Raw genomic sequence first — 16,458 nt, 5'->3', positions numbered from 1 at the left:
ATCCCGATTTTGCGTTCAGCGCGTCCTGCTGTCACCAGTATGACACCCCGTTAACGACGGCCATACCGCTTGATCACGGTCGACAGCGCAAGGCCAATGAACAGCGTGATGATGGCGAGCGCAACGATATCGGCAACGTCGGAACCCGTCACCGGTATGGCCCGTTTCTGAGGCTGTGAGCTCGGCTTCGGCTTCGCTTCCGGCCCAGCAGGTTGCGTGGGTTTGTTCGGCTCGACCGGCTTGGGGCGCGGTGCCACGGTCTGCTCGCAAACCATGCTTTGACCATTGGGAAGAGCAACCTTGCCCTTGTCGGGCGCAATGTCTTCGGAATCGTTGATGACACAGCTCATGGCATTCGTGACGCGATAATCCGGCTCGCGCGACATATCGGTGACGATTGTATAGTTACCGGACCGCACGCTGCGATCGACGTTGTCGGTCAGGGCAATATCCGAACCACCATCAGCGGGCGACGGAACCAGCTTTACCGGGAAATCGGCAGCGGTCACCGTTCCGTGACCATTGCCGTTCCCGGAACCATTGCCGCGTCCGTCGACATGCGTGAGCACCTTGATGGTTGCGGGCTTGGAACGCACGGTACGCACGCCGACGACCGCATGCCCATTGGCGATGGCGACCTGCGCATTGGTGGCGGAAATCGGTCTGTTTGCAGTGATGTCGGTATAGGAGATATCTCCGACCTGCTCATACGCGACCGGCAAATCGGAACCCTCAACCGTGTATGTACCGGCGTTGACGCTGCGACTCTCGCCCTCGGCAAACGGTGCGCTATCCGAGCGGTCGCCGCCGTCGGCAGTCACGGAGAAGTTGAAATCGCTGGGTTTGGCGTTACCGCCGTTGCTGTTGTCTACCTTGGTCATGAGCTTCAAGCTGCCTGGCAGATCCTCCACTACGCGTGTACCGATGATGTGCTCACGGACCGTGAATTGCGGCCTGCCGTCGACCATCGGCACGGTGGCCCCGGTATCGTCGTTGACGTAGGTAATCGGCCCGTCCTGCTTATACCCGTCGGGAATGGCCGATCCGGTGACGTTGTAATCGCCGTCAAGTACGACATGCGAATCTCCGCCTGCCGTGTTCTGGAAATGATAGACGTGCGCCGGATCGCCGTCGCTGTCGGCAGCGGTGAAGGTAAAGTCACCCGGCGTCTTGGTGCCACCATGCCGGTTATGAACCACAGTAACCAGCGTCAGCGTCGGATCGGGGAACGCCTTCTCACGGTAGGTGCACTGCACATTGGCGTCATAATTGTCGGGTATGGCCAGTCGCCCGTTGCCGTCCAAGGCCACGGGCGCATTGTTGTTATTGGCATCGACGCACTTGACGGTCTGGGCATAGTCGCCGGAAGGCGTAGGCGAACCGGAAGCGAGCGCCGCCGATATCCGGTATTCGCCGCGCGGTGCGACGCTTCGTGGACCGATCTGCGCGGCTTGGATACCGTTTTCGGATCCGCTGGTGGTCACGCTCAGATCCTGCGTGCTGGGGGATACGGCCTGGGCGTTCATCGTGAACTGGTCGGCAGGATTCTTGCGCCCGCCGACGATATTGGTCAGCACGCTCAGCGTAGGCACGTGCACGTCGGCCCGGTAATCCTCGACTTCGCCGGAACCGCTGGCCAACCCGGTCGGAACCATCGGCGAACCCGTACTACCGGTGATGCGAAGACGCAAATACGAGGGATTGCCGTTAGCTGAAATCTGATTCAGGGCATCGTCGGGGACCTGCCAGTGAAGGGTCGCGCCACCGGCGGCGCAGGCCACCTGATCGCTCGCCTCGGCATTCCTGTCACGGCCGGAACCGGCCTGGGCGTTATCGAACTTGCCGTTGTGGTTCCAGTCGATCCACCCGCGCACCTCACCAGAGCCGCTGCAACGAACCGCCAGCGAATAGTGGCCGGACGAATCAGGGGTCACGTTGATGGCCTTGGTCGCGGCGGGAATATCCACGCCGTCCTCGTCGTTGATGACCTTGCCATCGGCGCCGACATCGCCATGGGCATCATCCCAATTGGCTCCCGAGCTGAAGTGCGGTTCGGCTTCGGAATCCTCGCGATTGCCCAATCGCGGCTGAGGCTGGGCGAAATTCGCAACGGTATCCGAGTCGGCAGATGCCACGGCCGCATCGCGAGCCTGAGAGAGGTTGAAGGACTGGGCACCGACCATGGAGGAATCAGGATCAATGGGGTCTTTTTCGCTGTACGTGGTACCGGCGATATCGGAGCCCAGCGCGCCGCCATGCCACTGCGGCTGGAAGAGCGAGCCTGCGGCCCCGTAGCTTTGCGGCGCGTCCCCGAAATCGGAGGCGACGATGGTGCCAAGAGCCACAGCGGTCTCGCCGCCGCCTCTGAACGTTACCCGAGCGCCGGTGGAACCTTGCAGGAACATGGCCGACGAAGGGCCGGTACCGCCGTGATTGGAGCATTGCGGGCCGTCGGAGCGGAATCGCAGCGTGCGATCCTTGAGCTCGGCGATGGAGTTCGTGCGGCATCCCGGCGTGCGGTAGCTGTCGAGCAAGCGCCAGGTCGGGTTGCCACCTATCGGCGTGGCCTTGATGTATTCCTGCTGGTGGCGCGTCCAGTTGTTAGATTCCGCGTCAGCGAACACCAGACCTTGCAACGGAACGGAGCCGAAGCCGCTTGTGTCGGTGCCGTCGTTAAGCGTGGCCGACGGGTTGCCGGACGAGGGAATAAGGTAGGCGGCACAACCGAAATCGAAGGTCACCGTCTCGCGATTGTTGACGTTGGCGAGGCCGGCCGTCAACTGGTTCTCGCTGCCCGAACCACCTTTGTAGTACATTTGCGCCAAAGCGTCACCGCCGTATACACCCGTCCTATAGGCCTGAATCGGCAGTCTCGCCGAAAGAGCGGAGTCGACGCCGCTTGAAGGCTCCAGCGAGCAACGGGTGGAAAGCCAGTGGCCGGCTCCTATTTCGATTGGTGCGGTCCATGTGACTTTCTTGCCGGTAATCCGTTCGCCGGCGTTGCCCCATTCGACCCAGTTGATGTTGGAAAGCATACGTCCGTTGCCACCGGTCGCCGAGACCGCGTTCGCCGGCTGAGTTGCCGCCACCAGACCTGTAAGCGCCATGGCGGCCGTAGCCACAATCGCTGCCGTTTTGCGCAATACGCCGTGCGAGTGCGGAGCTTTTCCGCCCGTCAATCCACGCTGTTGTTGGTATTTCGACACTTCTCCGTCCCCTATCTCAGACGTGCATAAAAAGAAAGTGCTATCTGATAATAATTTTCCTCATTCTCTCCAACTGTCTCACAGGAAAGACCTCGATTTTTCGTTTACGCGAGAGGAGAAGCCACACTGCTGTCTTTTGTATAAAAAATACGTTTATTCATACGCATTGCATAATAACAATGACTAATCGCTACTTTTGCCGAAATACCATCCGTCGCTCTCCTGCCATTTCAAAACAGGCAAAACGGCGGATAGCAAGGCTCGAAACCCTGCTATCCGCCGTTGCATCAACCCGACAGCCGACAGTTGCCAACCAATCGAATCATCGGATAATCCACTTCATTCACCCACGGTGACGCAGCTTCCTGCGCGCGCCCGCGGCAAGAGCCAAACCGCACGCCATCGCGACGAACGCAATCACGGTAACGACAGCGACATCCGCACCCGTGGAAGAAAGGCTGCGCCTACTGACTACTTTGGGCGCAGAACCACCGTGCTTTTGCACAGGTTGATTGAACGCGATTTGCCCGACGCCGGAGCCGAGAGCAAGACCCGGACTCACAGGACCACCACTTGCGAACGACGCCAATTCCAGCGGCCCGGAGTCAGCGTTGGAAGGATCGGAGGGATCCAACACCAACGATTGCGGCCCGACGAGCCCATAGCCCTTCAGTGCACGGACCTCGGTGATGGTCCAATCGCCCCATTCAAGACCGTCTACATGGAACTTGCCAGGTATCGAGTCCTGATCCGCGCCGGTGCAGACCTCATCGGCGCAGTCCGGCACATCGATCACTTCGCCCTCGGGACCCGTCAGCTTCCACTCCGAGTCGCGCAGCAATGACCCGGTAAATGAATCGGTGTTCGACCATTCCAGCATGCCTGGCTCATCGATGTTGTTCAACGTGACCACCACATCGGCGTCGGGAGAAGCCGCAAAGCCGCCATCCGGATTGACAGTGATCGGCACACCGTTCATCGTCGCTGCGATGCCGGTGAGTTTGTAGCCCGCATTGAGCGATTCAGCCACGGAGTAAGCACCAGGCTTCACATATTCATCTCGCCCAGGCATCACGGCATGTTCCGGACCACCCTGCGGGGCAAGCGAGACCTTCGAACCGTCACCCTCAGCCGTGCCACCATAGCGGTAGTCACGCCCTACCAGTACTTCGAGCTTCGCGCGATGGGTGGTGACCTTACGCACGCCGGTCACGCTCTCGCCGCCATCAAGCGCCGTACACGCCTGCGCCAACGTCAGCGGACAAGCCTGGTTCGTGTCACTATTCTTGTAATACATTATATCGCCATCGTCAACGTAACCGTCCTTATGGGAGCCGACCACCCCTACGATGCCACCGGCAGGCGGGGTCTGCGGCACGCCTTCCTCATAACCGACTGAAGGGCCGGAACCGGATGACACCGTGAAGTCGAAGTCATCGGGACGCGCGTCGCCGCGTTCCACCACGGTCCTGAGCGTCAAGGTCGCCGAACGGGGCGCAACCGTCTGCTCGCAGGCCACGTTGTCGCCGTTGACGAGCGTCACTTTCGCATCATTCACCGCCACAGCTTTGGAAGGCGTGCCGGTCACGCAGCTCAACGGGCTCGTGATTCGATAACCCGGCTCGCGCGACATGTCCGTCGAAACCTTGTAAGAGCCCTCCGCCAACGGCGAGGGGCTGCCGTCGGCCATTGGGGTTGAAACGCCATTCGCCGAAGTCGCCGTCACCGGGAAATCGGCGGAAGTCGCGTGACCACCATTGACGTGCGTGGTCACCTGCAACGTTGGATTCGACCGCACCAGCTTTGTGAACGTGCATTGCACGTTGGTGTCCTGCGGTAGATTGAGCTTACCGTTGGAATCGACACTGACGGGCGCACCACCCTGCGCCACGCTCAGGCAGGACAGGTCGTTGGAATAACGACTCTCGCTACTGGCCGAACCTTTCGCAAGCGAGGACGAAACCGTGTAATCCTTGTCATAGGGGAGAGATTCGGGGCCGACATGGTTGCTCTGCACCCCCTTGTCGTTGCCCGTGGTGACGGCCTCGCCGACCTTGCTGCCCGCCGAATCCCTGACAGACATCCTGAACTGGTCGGAACGGTCGTACCGTCCGAGCGGCAGATTCACACGAACCATCAGCGCTGAGACGTGCACGTCAACCGGATAATCCTCGACTTCACCGCTCGTGGTGGTTCCGGTCGCCTTCAACGGCATAATGCCGCCGTCAGAAGCCTGCTCGTCGGTGATGCGTACGCGCTCGAACGACTGCGTGAGTCCGCTTTCGCCCTTTACGGCCCGCTGAACATCATCGGGAACAGCCCACGTCAGCGTGGCGGAACCCTGCGAGAACCTCCCGTCCGCAAGCGCTGTGGAACCGGTGCAAGCCACCTGGTTGCTGGCCTCACTGGCCTCGTCGAAGGTCCCGTTGTGGTTCCAGTCAATCCACCCTTTGACCTGCGCGGCGCCACTGGTCGTACAACCCACCGTCTGTTTGAATGTATTGCCCGTCGGCGTGATCTTGACATTACCGGACACGGCACGCGGAGCGTTCGCCAGCCCGTCCTCATCGTTGTCTACAACGCCTGAGACCTGATCGGCATGGGTATCGTCCCAATTCGCGTCACTCGAGAAATGTGCCTCCGATTCGGAGTCCTCATGACCGCCCAGACGCGGTGTCGGTTCACTGACACCGGCGAGTTTGGCGCCGTTGGCCGCAGAATCGTCTTTGGCCTGAGAAAGGTTGAACTGCCGACCATGCAGCATGGTGTTGTCGGGGTCAAGGGCGTCGACGGGGTCGTACGGCGTACCGGTGATGTCCGTACCCAACTCGCCACCGGTCCATCGCGGCTGGAAGAGCGAGCCGGCCACGCCATAGCTGGCTGGAGCGTCGCCGAAATCGGGAAGTGCGATGCTGCCCAGCGCCACGCTGGTCTTGCCGCCGCCCTTAAGCGTAACGCGAGCTTTCTGAGAACCCTGGAGAAACATCACTGACGACGGACCACTCGCCTTATATGGCGGGGTGTTGGAGCATTGCCCGCCGTCGGAGCGGAAACGCACGGTGTCGCCCTTGAGCTCCGCCACCGAGTTCGTGGTGCAGCCCGGAGTGCGGTAGCTGTCGAGCAAGCGCCAGATCGGCGTCTGGCCGGGGATGCTGGTCCGCGGCGTGGCCTTGATGTACTCCTCCTGCTCGTATCCGGGCCACTTGACCCAGTTGTTGGACTCGGCATCCGCGAACACCAGGCCCTGCAGCGGCACCTCCCTGAACGAGGCGACGTCGGTGGAACCATTGAGTCTCGATGACGGATTATCCGCCGAGGGGATGAGGTAGGCCGAGCAGCTGAAATCAAAGGAGACCTTCGCCGCGTCAAGCTTGTTTTCAAGCCCCGTCACCATATGGTTGGCCGATCCCGTTCCTCCTTGGTTGTAGAGGTAGGGAAAGCCGTCACCGACCCAGTCGCCAGAATGGTAGGTCGTCATCGGGTTGGCTGCAGAGTACTCTTCGCCAGCACCTCCCGCAGGAGTCACCGAGCATCTGGTCGAAAACCAATGGGCGTTACCGACTCGAATCGGTGTGGCCCACACCGTCTCCGGTCCAGTCACTTCCTCTTCGCTATCACTCCATTGCACCCAATTGATAGCATCGCGAAATCTACCTTGGCCACCGGTAGCCACGACTTGCGGCTCAATCGCGGGCATAGAACCAGATGGACTGGCGTTAGCTGTTCCCGATACCATCAAACCAGCCAGACTTATGGCAAACGCGCCAACCATTCCGGTCAGTCTCGCAGCAACTTTCCGCCTCCCCATTTTTGGCTCCTCTCATCGAACCCTTTTGAAAACAAATCCCAACTTCTCAATCCGCTACTTCTCAATCACGGATTGGCTACTATATTGCCACACATTTTTAAACTTCCACATTTACCTAAACATACATTTCGTTAATTTATGTTTAAAAAAACAACCATTGACATCAATCGTTATAAGTAGCGGATAATAAATCATTCTACGAAAATCCGTCAATTGTTAATATATACATACTAAACTGTATTTTATACATAAAATAGCTGCATATATATCAAAAAATATGAATATTTAAGGTTTTATTTTCACAAATTTATTACATTTAAATCTCATGAAACAGACAAGGTACGAACTCGAATATTGTTGACGAGCTACATATACAACACTCGACCCACCCACAACGTCAAATAAACACAAAAGAAGCGGCGAGGGTATCGCTACCCTCGCCGCCCTTTGCACGATTACCTCCGGCTGATGCACAAACCACGCGTATCAGCCGAAAGCTTCAGAGCCGTTCTCGCTCACTCTTCGCGGCGACGCAACATCTTGCGTGTTCCCGCTGCGAGCACCATGCCAGTCATCAGCGTGATGAGCGCAACTGCCACCACACCGGCAACCTCGGCACCCGTGGTTGAAATGGTTGGAGCATTCGCGCTCTTACCGTTCTGGAACGCGGTGGACCGCAACAGGCCAGTACCGTCACCGTTGTTTGCAGACGGGTCAATCGTCAGCGTCACCGGCTTGGTGAGTTCGTGACCGGCCGGAGCCTTGGTCTCGGTAACCGTCCACTTGCCCCACTTCAGGCCCGTGACCTTGAACTTGCCAGGCGTCGGATCCTTGTCGGCGCCGGTGCACTCAAGCGCCGTGCAGTCCTTCACGTCGATCTTCTCGCCATTCGGACCGGTCAGTTGCCACTGCGAACCGTTGAGCAGCGTCTTGCCGTCCTTGTCGTAGCGCGACCAGGTCAGCGTGCCGGGCACGTCCACGTTCTTCAGATCGACAACGACGTGCGAACCCGGGGCCACCTCGAAGGTGCCGTCCGCGTTCAGCTTGACCGGCTTGCGGTTGTTGCCGTCGGCATCGGTGGTGTAGACCTTGATGCTTTCCAGCTTGTAGCCCGCGTTGAGCGCCTCTTCGACGGAGTACTTGCCGGATTCGACCTGCTTGCCTTGGTCGAGCGTCACGTCCTGCGAGGTACCGCCGACAGGCTTGATGGTGATCTTCGAGCCGGAGCCCTCAGCCGTGCCGCCGTACTGGTAGTCGGTGTCGAGATGGACCGTGAGCGTGGCCGGCAGGGCCTTGACAGTTCTCACGCCGGTCACGTCGTGACCGCTGGCGAGCGCGATTGCGGCCTGCGAAGGCGTCAGTTGCTTGCCGGTGGTGTTGTCCGTGTAGACGATCTCGCCGACCTGCTCGTAGCCGTCCTTATCGGAACCGACGACCTTGTAGCTGCCATGGTCGAGATACTGGCCGACACCTTCCTTGAAGGTCTTGGAGTCGCCGCCAGCGCTCGGGGTGACCGTGAAGTCGAAGTCGCTGGGCTTGGCGTTGCCGCCTTCGACCTTGGTCTTGAGCGTCAGCTTCGCAGGATTCTTGGCGATGGTACGCGTGCCGGTGACGTGCTGGCCGGCGTCAAGCGCAATCTGCGCCTGCTCCGGAGTCAGCACCTTGCCGGTGGCGTCGTCGGTATAGACGATCTCGCCGACGTCCTTGTAGCCGTCAGGAAGCTGCGAACCGGTGACCGTGTACTTGGTGCCGCCGGGGATATCGCCCGTGGCGTCACCGGTGTTGACGGTCTTGTTGGTGGTGCCGTCCTCGGATTTCACCGTGAAGTTCAAGCCGTCAGGTACGGGGCTGCCGTCATTCGTCTTGGTCTTGAGCGTCAGGCCAGCAGGCGCGCCCTGAACGGTGCGCACGCCGGTCACGTTGTGGCCGTTGGCCAAAGCCGTCTTCGCGCCAGCCAAATCCAATGGGGTGGTGTGGTTGGGATCGGTGTCGTCGTTGTAGTAGGCGATATCGTCGACCTGCGTGTAGTTGGCTTTGTCGGAACCCGTCACCGAAGCGATGTCGTTGTTGGCGATATCATCCACAGTCTTGCCTTCGGAAACGGTCTCATCGGAGCCGGTCGTCGGAGCCACGGTGAACTTGAAGTCTTCCGGCTTCGCGTTACCGCCCTTCACCACGGTTGTCAGCTTGAGCTTCGCGGCCTTAGGGGCCACGGTCTGCTCGCAAGCGACGAACGCGCCGTTCTTCAGCGCCAACGTGGCGTCATCGCTGGAAATCGGCACGATATTGAGGCCCGGATTGCTCTTGTTGGCTGGCCAACCGGCGATATCAGCTTGGGCACCGGTTACGCAGCTCAGGTCCTTGGTCACCTCGTAACCGGACTGGCCGGACATATCGGTGCCGATCTTGTAGTTCGAGGCCTTCAGATCGGCGGCGGTGTTATCGGTCAAGCTGACCGCGCTACCACCATTCGGTGTCGCGGTAACCGGGAAATCACTCGGCTGCGCGTCACCACCATCGACGTGAGTGACGACCTTGAGGCTACCAGGCTGGGCGCGCACCTTGCGTACACCGGTGACACTTTGGCCGTTGGCGAGCGCGATCTGCGCCTGTGCGGCGGTCAGCGAATCACCCGTGGCGTCATCCTTGTAGGTGATTTCACCTTCCTGCTCCCAACCGAGCATGTGGGCATCGTCATCCTTCAGAATGCCCTTGACCGTATATTTGCCGGCCGCCATCTCATGGGCGCCGCTGTCACTGTCGTACTTCGTGGCTTGTGAGGAGCTCTTGCCGTCGGGCGTCACACGGAAAGCGAAATCGTCAGATGACTTATGCTTGCCGTCCGGGCTGTAGGTGTTGTCGACCACGGTGTTCAGTGTCAGCTTGGAGGGCACATCCTCGACGATTCGCGTACCGGTAATATGCTGGCCCTGCTTCACATCGAGCTTGCCGTCGGCCGTGAATTCAGGCTTGCAGACCTGACCTGCGCTGTCCACGCAGGTGTAGGCGATGTTGCCCTGAATCACCGTATTGGGATCGTCGGAAGTAGGCGTGACCTCGTTGTAGCCAGCAGGCACATCGGATGAGGTGATCGCATAGTCGTAATCAGGGTCGAGCGTATGGGAGTCACTTGCGGTGGCGCCATCCTCGCCTTCGGCATTGGGATCAACCTTGTAATCCTTTGGTGACGCAGGATCGGTCGGAGTCGTGCCCTCATGCGGTGTCGGCGTCGCGGTGAAGCTGAAATCGCTGCCCTTGGCGGAGCCTCCATGGTTGTTGTTCACCTGCGTGACCAACGTCAGCTGACCATCGCCGATTGCCGTCTTCTTGTAGGTGCACTGCACGTTGGCGTCATAGTCGTCGGGTGGCATCTGCATATGGCCGTCCTCGTCAATGTCAACGGGCGCATTGGGATCCTTGCTCAGATCCACGCACTCCACCGAGGACCGGTAGTCATTGGGATCGCCGCTGACCAGATCGTCCTTGATGGTGTACTTGAAACCGGGGCCAACGCTCTTCTGAGCGATTTGCTTGCCCTGTATACCGCCGCTCGAGCCTTCTGTGATTGCCTCGGAAGAATCGCCAACACCGCCAGGATTGCTGGCGTCGCCGTCCACGGTCATCTTGAACTGATCGGTGGGGTTCTTGCGGTCGCCGACGATGTCGGTGCGCACGTTCAGCGTAGGCACATGGATGTCAGCGCGATAGTCCTCGACCTCGCCGGCATCAGTGGTCAGTCCGCTGGCCTTGAGGTCGCCGGCGCTGGGGGCCGCGATACGCAGACGCATATATGAGGAACCAGTGCCCTCGGAGAGGACACGGCGCTTCGCGTCACGAGTCACATGCCAGGTCAGCGTGGCCGTGCCATCGGCGTTGCAGGCCACCTGGTCGCTGGCCTCATTGGCGCCGGCGGCAGTGCTCTCGTCGAACGTGCCGTTGTCGTTCCAATCGATCCAGCCCTTGACATTGCCCGTACCGGCGCAGCTGACCTTCAGCTGGAACGTGCCCTTGTTGGTGCCCTGTCCGGAAGGCAGCACCTTGACGGCACCATCCTTGCTGAAGTTGGCGGCCGGGATACTGTCCTCGTCGCTCTGTACATCGCCACTCGCGTCGTTGAGCTTCGAGCTGTCGCCATGCTCGTCATCCCAGTTGGCGCCGGTCTTGTAGTAATCGGAATCGTCGGCAGTGGGGTGGGCAACAGCCTCAGAATCCTCATGCGCGCCCAAGCGCGGTTCTGGATCCTTGAAATTGGCCACATACAACGGTTGAGCGTTGGATGCGTCCTTGGCCGCGGAAAGATTGTAGAGTTGCGCGCCCTTGGCGTTGTCGTTGTCGGGATCGGTGTCATCACCGGGATAGGGATGGCCAGGCATACCTTCACCGCCAAGCTTGCCACCGGTCCATTCGGGCTGGAAGAGCGAGCTTGCGGTGCCATAAGTTGTCGGCGCATCGCCGAAGTCCATCGCCGTGATACTGCCCAGCGCAACGGCCGTCACGCCACCGCCCTTGAGCTCGACGTGGGCCTTGTGTGAGTTCTGCAGGAACATCACCGAGGAAGGACCCGTGCCCCCTTCGTTGGCGCACTGACCACCGTCGGAACGGAAGCGCATCGTGGTGCCATCACTGGCGAGTTCGGCCACGGAGTTGGTGGTGCAGCCCGCGGTGCGGTAGCTGTCGAGCAAGCGCCAGGTCGGGGCATTGGTGCCCGTGGCGCTCTCGGTCGGCTGGGCCTTGATGTATTCCTTCTGGCCGTAGTCGCTGTTGGCGGTCCAGTTGTTGGATTCGGAGTCCGCGAACACCAGGCCCTGCAGTCCAACGTCGCGGTAACCCGAGGTATCGGTATCTGCGGTGAGAGCAGGAGCCGAAGGGGAATCAATAAGATAGGCGTGGCAGGAGAAGTCGAAATCGACAGTGTCGCCGTCGTTCTCGTTGGCCAGGCCGATCTTCATGGTGTTGTCGCCGCCGGCACCACCCTGATAATACATTTGAGAAAGCCCGTCGCCATAATAGTCGCCGGGCTGATAGACCTTCATCCTATTGGACGGGGAAAGCGGATTTTTCGTGCCGAAATTACTCTCGGGAGCAATGTCACATCGAGTCGCAATCCAATCGTTCGTTCCAGCCTGAACCGGAGCGGTCCACGCCACGCGCGAGCCGTCAATGGCCTCGCCGTCGGTGTCGCCCCACTCGATCCAGTTGATGCTGTCCTTCAGACGGCCAGCACCATCGGCAGCGGAAGAACGTTCAAGTCCGTCCTGCGCGCCGACCTGTGCGGGCGAAACCGCGTTTGCCGTACCGGCCAGGCCTGCCATACCTGTAAAACTCATAGCGATAGTGCCGACCACGCCGGCCAGTTTCGCCAGCCCTTTATGCCTCACCATTATCGTCTCCTCTCATCGAGACTCAATCAAAGGCGGATCCTCACGCAATAACCTCTCGCCTTCGAGTTACATAACTTATATTGTAATATTTTCATAAAAATAAGGAAAACCAACGTTTATGCACGTAATGGTGCTTTTCGTGCGTTCTCCGAAGTATTGCAAACCGCAAAAAATCCAGCAATGGAAACGGCCATTAAACGTTATATCCAATGAGAAGAAATTGGAATCTCGCATCTTTGCTGTTTAAAAGGCAAACGAAACATATAATCCAAATTAACTATACGTTTATTTATATTCTGTCGAAATTTGCCACAAATTCAACGAGACAAAACAGACAGAAAACCCTTGGAATTGCTCAAAGTTTTCGTTATCAGCATATATTTTCAAGCATTCCGGCAATCAAACAAGACAGGTCAGACGCAACGATGCGAATGCCGTATCACTCCGAATCTTCTTCCCGGGTTTCCATTTGCTCATACAACTTCAGCGCACGACGCAGCGAGGAAACCGAACCGAACCCGCAACGGTCCCCAATCTCCACCAGCGTCAGCGACGGCTGGCTCTTGCGCAGCTCAAGTGCCGCATCGGTGCGGGCACGACGCACAAGCGCGGTGAAATTGGTATCCGCCTCCTGCAGCGCCAGTTGAACGGTACGCACGGAAACATTCTCATGTTCGGCCGTTTTGGTGACGCTCAACGTCGGATCCGTATAGTTTTGAGAAATATACTTGCGCACCCGCTCAATCAGCGGCATCACGCTCATACCTTGTCCGAAACACGCGATCAACAGCGAGCGCGCAACATTATTCGCCACGGTTTCCAACGTATCGACCATCTGAGAATGCGGGTTGTTGAGATTGCAGGCGCTGACCACGAAAGCGAGCAACGGCTGCAACGAAACGACATCGAGCTTCGAATTCTGACCCATCATCAAAAAGGTCTTGTAATCAGGCAGAATCGTGGCGAACAGACGCGAGGAAAGGCTCACCCCGATAAGCTCATTGGCGGGCGCTGTGGTTTTGTAAACGACATCGCCGGTTTCCGGAGGAATAAGGTACACGCCCGGATGCCGCTTCAGGATCTTGTTGTCAGGCGTGCTGATTTCCACATGGCCATGGATCACGAAAGTCATCGTGGCCATTTCCGCAGTGGAGTTCTCACGTTTCCAATCCATCACCGTGGCCGGCAGATTGATGTGCGAAAAACTCACTTCGGGAAAAATCGCGGATCGGGAAGTCATCTTCTTATCGGCCGGAAGAGACCGGAAATGCGCATTGCCCACGGAATCCGGATCGTATTGACGGTTGGGATTATAACCATGAGAAGAATAATCGGTGGCGTTTACATCGTTCGTCCGCACTGACTCATTGCCCTGCTTCGCAAGGCGCACATTCCTCAGTTTGCCGTTCTTCAGCAAATCGTTACGGTCGAACATAACCTGACCTTACCGCCTCTCCTTGCCCAACAAGTGTCAGTAATCCAGCATACTATCTATCAACACCAACGAAAAGAACCCTTTTTATCATCACCGCTGTAATGATGCAATACACCTGCCGAACCCGCTATATCGCTTGCCTGGTGTCGTGCCTACAATCAGGTTTCGCGCTGGCCGGGCCTGCTTTCAATCCGCGTCACGAGCCGGAATGCCGGTCCGCGACGCCTTACCGCATTACCGGGCGAGTTCGTTTCTCGGCTTATCGCCTTGAGACGTCTGGTTTTTGATGTCCTTGAGCTCGGCGGAAATCTCTTTCAACAGGTCGACAGTCTGTTGGTCGGTGCTGATTTCCTTCTTTTCGTCCTGCTCGTCCTCCTTCTTGAAAAGCTTTTCGGACATGTCGCGGAATTTGTTGATCGGCACGAGAATGCAGAAGTAGACGGCGATGGCAATCAACAGGAAGTTGAGCAGCGCCCCGAGAATCGCGCCGATAGAGATGACGGCATGGTGGTTCAAGGTAAACGTGAGGACGTTATCGAGGTCAGGCTTGCCGAAGATCGCGGCGATCAGGGGATTGATGAGGTTTTTGACCAGCGAATTGACCACAGAGGTCACCGCGGCGCCCATAACCACACCGACGGCCATGTCGATCATGTTGCCACGCGAAATGAATTGCTTAAAGCCCTTGAACATGGTTTCCTCCTAATATCGTATTACTTTCATTCTACCGGTTTCAGGATGCATTGCCATACACAGACCGGCCTGTTTTGCCCAGTCCGGAGCCTTTGCACGCTGGCCAAACCGGTCAACTCGCCTATTCACAATCCGCCCAGCGGATGTCAGCCACTCGATTATCAAGCCAACCGACATCGACCATTACCCATGTTTCCGTTTCGTTAACGGCACAAAAAAATATCCGATTTTTTTGAACCCGTCCTTTCGCCGGACCTTTGAGATTCTTAGAATAAAAACCGCAATATCAACACAACAATGGAGTACCAATGCTGACCAATGAGTATGTCAAGCGCGTCTATGCGCAGGTGGAAAAGCGTGACGGCGACCAGCCCGAGTTCCTGCAGGCCGTCCGCGAGGTCTTTGAGACTTTGGAACCGGTTGTCGAAAAGCATCCGGAGTACGAGAAGAACGGCATCCTCGAGCGCTTGGTCGAGCCCGAGCGTGCCATCAAGTTCCGCGTCGCCTGGGTCGACGACGAAGGCCGCGTGCAGGTCAACCGCGGCTATCGCATCCAGTTCAACTCGGCCATCGGACCCTACAAGGGCGGCCTTCGCCTGCACCCGACGGTGACCGAATCCGTCATCAAGTTCCTCGGCTTCGAGCAGGTGCTGAAGAATTCGCTGACCGGCCTGCCCATGGGCGGCGCGAAGGGCGGCTCTGATTTCAACCCGAAGGGGCGTTCGGATGGCGAAGTCATGCGCTTCTGCCAGGCCTTCATGACCGAGCTGCAGCGCCATATCGGCCAGTTCACCGACGTGCCCGCCGGCGACATCAACGTGGGCGCGCGCGAGATCGGCTACCTCTTCGGCCAATACAAGCGCATCCGCAACGAGTATTCCGGGGTGCTGACCGGCAAAGGCCTGGAATACGGCGGTTCGCTGGCCCGCACCGAGGCCACCGGCTACGGCCTCTGCTATTACACCGCCGCCGCGCTGCGCACGCTTCGCAACGACTCGTTCGAGGGCAAGACCGTCGTGATCTCCGGCTCCGGCAACGTCGCCATCTTCGCCATCGAAAAGGCGCAGGAGATGGGCGCGAAGGTCGTTACCTGCTCCGATTCCAACGGTTACGTCTACGATCCGGACGGCATCAAGCTCGACGTGGTCAAGGACATCAAGCTCACCCACCGCGGACGGATCCGCGAGTACGCCGACCGGGTGCTAGGTGCCGAATACCACGAAGGCAGCAAGGGCGTCTGGACCGTGAAGTGCGACATCGCACTGCCGTGCGCCACCCAGAACGAGGTCGACGGCGAATCCGCAGCCGCGCTGGTGGCTAATGGCTGCAAGGTCGTGTGCGAAGGCGCGAACATGCCGTCCACGCCCGAAGCCATCGAGACTTATCAGAAGGCCGGCCTGCTCTACGGGCCCGCCAAGGCCTCGAACGCCGGCGGTGTTGCCGTTTCCGGTCTCGAGATGAGCCAGAATTCGTACCGTTTGAGCTGGACCTTCGAAGAGGTCGACAGCAAGCTCAAGGACATCATGGAAAACATCGTCGCCACTTCGCTCGCCGCTGCGAAGGAATACGGCCACGAGGGCGACCTGATGCTCGGCGCCAATGCCGCCGGCTTCGTGAAGGTCGCCAACGCCATGGTTGCCCAAGGCGTCTGCTGAGCTCAACCGGGTGGATGCGTTCGATTACTGAGCACATCCGCGCGGCTGCAAACTACAACCCGCCACTAGCCTCACGCCAGTTGGCGGGTTTCGCATCTCCGCCGTCAAAAAAGTGCACTTAAGCCTTAACAAACCGCACGTTTCCCACACCACCGTCAGCGAAGTGCACTTTAACCTCAGCAAATTGCACATTTCCCACACTACCGTCAAAAAAGCGCACTTAACACGTCTCAACATGCAGCTTTCCGACACCGCCGTCAAAAAAGTGCACTTAAGCCTC

Annotated in this window: 6 protein-coding genes; 1 reads left to right on the top strand and 5 read right to left on the bottom strand. The window is 58.5% G+C overall.

The features are described from left to right. Positions 1-50 precede the first annotated feature (50 nt). The 5 genes from OZX64_RS00085 to mscL form a co-directional block, all read right to left on the bottom strand. Positions 51-3,179, bottom strand: coding sequence for a CshA/CshB family fibrillar adhesin-related protein (locus tag OZX64_RS00085; RefSeq protein WP_277172886.1), 3,129 nt, complete (start codon positions 3,177-3,179; stop codon positions 51-53). 370 nt (positions 3,180-3,549) lie between these two features. Then, a complete protein-coding gene (locus OZX64_RS00080) occupies positions 3,550-6,903 on the bottom strand; it encodes a CshA/CshB family fibrillar adhesin-related protein (RefSeq protein ID WP_277175040.1) in 3,354 nt (1,117 codons plus the stop codon). Positions 6,904-7,529: 626 nt separating this feature from the next. Then, positions 7,530-12,395, bottom strand: a complete 4,866-nt coding sequence (locus OZX64_RS00075; RefSeq protein WP_277172884.1) for a CshA/CshB family fibrillar adhesin-related protein — start codon at positions 12,393-12,395, stop codon at positions 7,530-7,532. A 439-nt stretch (positions 12,396-12,834) separates the two neighbouring features. Further along, a complete protein-coding gene (locus OZX64_RS00070) occupies positions 12,835-13,830 on the bottom strand; it encodes a helix-turn-helix domain-containing protein (RefSeq protein WP_277172882.1) in 996 nt (331 codons plus the stop codon). A 234-nt stretch (positions 13,831-14,064) separates the two neighbouring features. Then, positions 14,065-14,523 carry a large conductance mechanosensitive channel protein MscL gene (gene mscL / locus OZX64_RS00065; RefSeq protein ID WP_277172880.1) on the bottom strand — a complete coding sequence of 153 codons (459 nt, stop codon included), beginning with the start codon at positions 14,521-14,523 and terminating at the stop codon, positions 14,065-14,067. Positions 14,524-14,831: 308 nt separating this feature from the next. On the opposite strand from mscL, the gene gdhA reads away from it, so the two are divergent. Then, a complete protein-coding gene (gene gdhA, locus OZX64_RS00060; RefSeq protein WP_277172878.1) occupies positions 14,832-16,178 on the top strand; it encodes an NADP-specific glutamate dehydrogenase in 1,347 nt (448 codons plus the stop codon). The last annotated feature ends 280 nt before the right edge of the window (positions 16,179-16,458 follow it).

It is taken from the genome of Bifidobacterium sp. ESL0704 (assembly GCF_029392075.1).
Taxonomy (GTDB): Bacteria; Actinomycetota; Actinomycetes; order Actinomycetales; family Bifidobacteriaceae; genus Bifidobacterium.
Note: the sequence above shows the minus strand (reverse complement) of the source record. Positions and strands in the feature narration are given on the sequence as shown.